At 36.1% G+C, this 4,027-nt stretch carries 3 protein-coding genes; 1 reads left to right on the forward strand and 2 read right to left on the reverse strand.

Translation table 11 applies throughout. From position 1 onward, the window contains the following. Window positions 1–580: 580 nt before the first annotated feature. Window positions 581–973 (reverse strand): hypothetical protein, encoded by a 393-nt coding sequence (locus L656_RS0100005; protein WP_024597694.1) that lies wholly within the window; start codon window positions 971–973, stop codon window positions 581–583. Between the two features lie 871 nt (window positions 974–1,844). On the opposite strand from L656_RS0100005, the gene L656_RS0100015 reads away from it, so the two are divergent. Next, window positions 1,845–2,738 (forward strand): LysR family transcriptional regulator, encoded by an 894-nt coding sequence (locus L656_RS0100015; RefSeq protein WP_024597695.1) that lies wholly within the window; start codon window positions 1,845–1,847, stop codon window positions 2,736–2,738. A gap of 44 nt (window positions 2,739–2,782) precedes the next feature. Here the strand turns inward: L656_RS0100015 and L656_RS0100020 are convergent, their stop codons facing one another. Continuing rightward, window positions 2,783–3,655, reverse strand: a complete 873-nt coding sequence (locus tag L656_RS0100020; RefSeq protein WP_024597696.1) for a DMT family transporter — start codon at window positions 3,653–3,655, stop codon at window positions 2,783–2,785. Window positions 3,656–4,027: the final 372 nt, after the last annotated feature.

Consider the following 4,027-nt stretch of genomic DNA (forward strand, 5'->3'; position numbering starts at 1 on the left):
CTGCCATATCTGTAATTAATGGTATATCACAGACCTTTTTGTAATTAAGCCAACCCGATAACGCCAATATGTAGCCGCTTATGGAGCACGCATCTGAGAGTGTTCGAACTATCACCCCGAATTGCCGTTTTATTCGTTTATTTTTCATAATATCTCTTATGTATGTGACCTATTTTAATTAGGTATGCACAACTAAGAGGCATTGTTGATATTTCGCATAGAATATCAAAACGATAAAATTTGAATGTAAAAAAGGAGTGAATATTATTCACTCCTTTTTATTTTTAACCTGTCTACATTAGGTAACTAAGACCACGCATTCGGGCCCTGCCGCCAAAACAATCGCTATATTGTTTTCTCCCTACATAACCCTATACGTCATACAGAGTATGAATATTCATTTAAATGCAGTGAATCACCACAGAGGCTCTTCAGGTAGGTAAGCCTGTTTAGCGCCAGGCTCGGTGCAATTTTTTGGAGTAATGAACATGCAGTGTGTAACTTATTTTTGGCTCTATACATATAACTAGTAGCGTTGCAGGGAAATAAAAAAGCGAACCACGTGGTTCGCTAAAGGTTTTTAGGTATTTTCTAATATACCTAACCAATGGCACTCTGCAGCTGCAAAATACTCATTGGGTCTTAGCATAAATAGTTGCTCAAATTCTGCAGTAAATAAACTGCAGAAGTTTGTTATGTCTTCAGTATGTACGAGTAAAAAGGCATACATTTCAATACCCTCCAAATACCGCTCTGAGAACTCAGGATTAGCAGCTAGTAACTGTTGAGAAATACTAATACCCAGCACACTCCCCACGCTATCTCTGTGTAAATAAATGTAATTGGTGAAGCTCAGTTCAAGTTCTTGCTTATCAACAACATCAGCTAGTAGCAAAATTGTTGAACTGTCATCCCACGGTGATTTGCTAGCGCGTACATATTGGCGAATAAACGGTGATTTTTGGTCTTTCATGGTTTTTCCTAGTTAATTGTCCTAAAATTAACTAGGCATAAGTGAGGGAAAAAATTGAAAGCTATAAAATAAACGACGTAAATTTGCAAAACACACCAAAAACATTAAGGTTGGAGTATTATTCCAAATATTGAGGGTTAGAAATGAGCGATTTTATATGGTTATTACCGGCTACTGTGCTGAGCATAATTTTAATTAGGCTTGTTAAACAAGCTAAAAAAGTAGATTAAGTAAAAACAATACTTAACTTTTGGGTATAACCGACGGTAGTTAAAGTGACCTATAAGTCACTTTAAGGCCTAAAATACGGCTTAATGTTCCCTAAAAGGCACTTTATAGTTGTGTCATAAAAAAGAAAAATCTAAGTTTTGCTTTTATTAACTCTCAATTCTCTTTTCCAAATTAATTCTTTAACCTACAAAACATAAATATAAGATTCAAAGACTCTATAAGTCTAAAGTTTTCAACTATTCAGTTAATACAATTTGCCTTTTAAGACTGTTTTTAAGATACTAGCTTAGTGTTAACGAGTTACGTAAAGTCGTAGCACAAGCCATAGCACAACAAAGTAACAGACTGTTTTTAAAGACTTTAATTGAAAACCTTATAACTATCGCAGTTAATGCATTTGTTATTTATGAGTAGAGCCATTTTTTAGCCTCGTTAATTAAAATTCATATAAAACAAGAACTGAAGAAAAATAGAGCATTTACAGCTTTATTTTAAATTATATGATTAACAGCGTTGAATTATGCATTTTATTGACTTTTTCTTTGTTGATCTTTATCAATAAAAACTTCTGGCTTCTCTAATGAAATTTTAAAGCGTCGCTGTTAATATTATCTACATCCTAAACAATAAAGTAGTTCTGATGGCAGCTAGTTATTCTCTCGATGATTTACGTTACTTTTGCACCATAGTAAAACTTGGTAGCTTTAAAAAAGCATCAGCAAATCTTAATATGTCACTATCAACCTTAAGCCGCAGAATACGTTTATTAGAGCAAGCTCTTCAATTAACGCTACTCAATCGAGATGCCCATCGAGTAACGCTAACGCATACTGGTGAGTTATATTACGATCGCTATCGCAAGTTATTTGACGAAGCAGAGTGTATCGAGCAAGCACTTTGTGATGAAAAAGACCAACCTAAAGGGAAAATTAGGATCTGTGCCCCCATTTACATGGGTAAACATTTTTTAAGTGCTATTTTTTGTGATTTTTTACTGCAGTATCCCGATATTCAACTAGATTTACGCTTTTCAAACAACCTTATTGATATTGAAAAAGAAGGGATTGATATAGCATTTAGAGTAAGAAACCCTGCCATTGATAATTGGGTTATTAGAGAGCTTAAACTTACTCATAATGTGCTTTGTGCTCACCCTGACCATGATTATCAATCCATCACTCATCCTAAACAATTAGAGCAGCACCCAAAAATCACGTGCGTTGGGTTGGTTCCGTGGCAATTAAACAATCAGCAAACGAGCGAAGAGTACAGTCTTAATCCAAACACACATGTTCGTTTGGAAGTTGATGAAATTCAAATGATGAAACAAGCCGTTGAGTCTGGTGTGGGTATTAGCTACATCCCTGATTATATAGCATTACTACTTATTAAAGCCGGAAAGCTTAAACGCATTCTTCCTGATTGGCAAAGCAAAGGGCAGCCATTTTCTATGCTTTATCGCGACAGAAAACAAATCCCTTATCGAGTGCGTTTACTGATAGAGCATACACTGCAACACTTTACTAATATGTAGCAGTGTATGCTTTTTACAGCAAAGTGGTTAAGCTCATTCGACTTTTAAAAACTAAGCCTTAGTACAATTACACCTAAAAATGCCGTTGTTAATCCTATAACTTCTTGGCGTGTAAAAGACTCTTTTAGGATGATGCGTGAGTACAATAAAATAATTAAAATATTCATCCCCGAAATTGCCGACACTAGCCCCGTGTTACCAATTGCAAAGGCCGATATTATTGCAACCATGCCTGCTACATTCGTTAAACCAATAAGCAACCCGCACGAGAACGTTTTACCAGCAGACCAGTGCCCTTGAGAAACGCCTTGCTCTGCTAACATTTTTTTGCGCTTTACTAACCAACTAATAGCAAAGAGAAAGCTACCAAACCCGAACATCGACGTTAAAGTGGCGAATGTATCTGCCTCAAGGAGTGTTGATTGCTTACCCATTAAATCATTAAATGCAAAGGACAGAGCAGCCAATAATCCCCATTGCGCACCTTGTAGATTACTCAATGAGATATCGCTGGAGTAGCGAATAATATAAAGACCGCCAAAAATGATAAAAAAGCCGATTAATTGAATAACGGTTAAGGTTTCTTGCCATAATAAAAAGGCAAACAAAAGGACAAATAAAGGCGTTAGCCCCGATAGAATACTAATTAAAGACGCCTTTCCGACTGAAAATCCTTTATGCAAAAATCCATTAGCCGCAAAAGATCCAAAGCCTAAAGCAAGCCCAACCGTAATATCTGCCCAGCCGTACCATGTATGTTCAAATATTACAGTACCTAACGCGCTGATTATGAACCCTACAAAAAAAACACCGAATAATAATAGATTACGGTTAATCTTTTTTTGCGACGTCCATTGGTACATTATTCCTCGAGCACCAAAAAAAACAGTTGCGAGTAATGCAAAAGTTATCCACATACTAAAATGATTCCTTTAAAAACAACAATAGAGTAACTGTGCTGAGCGCTTTAACAACACGTGTTAAATTTGTCAGGTTAGTATATTTACTTTTTAAATTTTATAAATAAGCATTACTGGCAATATAGGTTTCATAAATGACATTTACATAAATGCAGGTAGGCAATTTTCGTAAAGCGCGTCATAGGCATAACTGCTCAGCTCCACTCTATAAATTATATAAGGTAATAAAATAGCTTTGAGTAGTTACTGAAGAGGCTAACTAGGGCGTGTTGACCTTTCGTGGGTGAATTTGCAGCAGTATGTTTGGTTTTTAGGCAAGGCAGAGCCTATGTAGTGTGGTTATTCCCCATGAATAGGCGATAACGCAGC

The sequence above is a fragment of the Pseudoalteromonas sp. TAE56 genome (assembly GCF_000497955.1).
Classification (GTDB): Bacteria; Pseudomonadota; Gammaproteobacteria; order Enterobacterales; family Alteromonadaceae; genus Pseudoalteromonas.

Excerpts from the sequence above, each read along its gene's own strand:
- L656_RS0100015 (WP_024597695.1), top strand. The coding sequence starts at position 1,845 with ATGGCAGCTAGTTATTCTCTCGATGATTTACGTTACTTTTGCACCATA.
- L656_RS0100005 (WP_024597694.1), bottom strand. The coding sequence starts at position 973 with ATGAAAGACCAAAAATCACCGTTTATTCGCCAATATGTACGCGCTAGC.
- L656_RS0100020 (WP_024597696.1), bottom strand. The coding sequence starts at position 3,655 with ATGTGGATAACTTTTGCATTACTCGCAACTGTTTTTTTTGGTGCTCGA.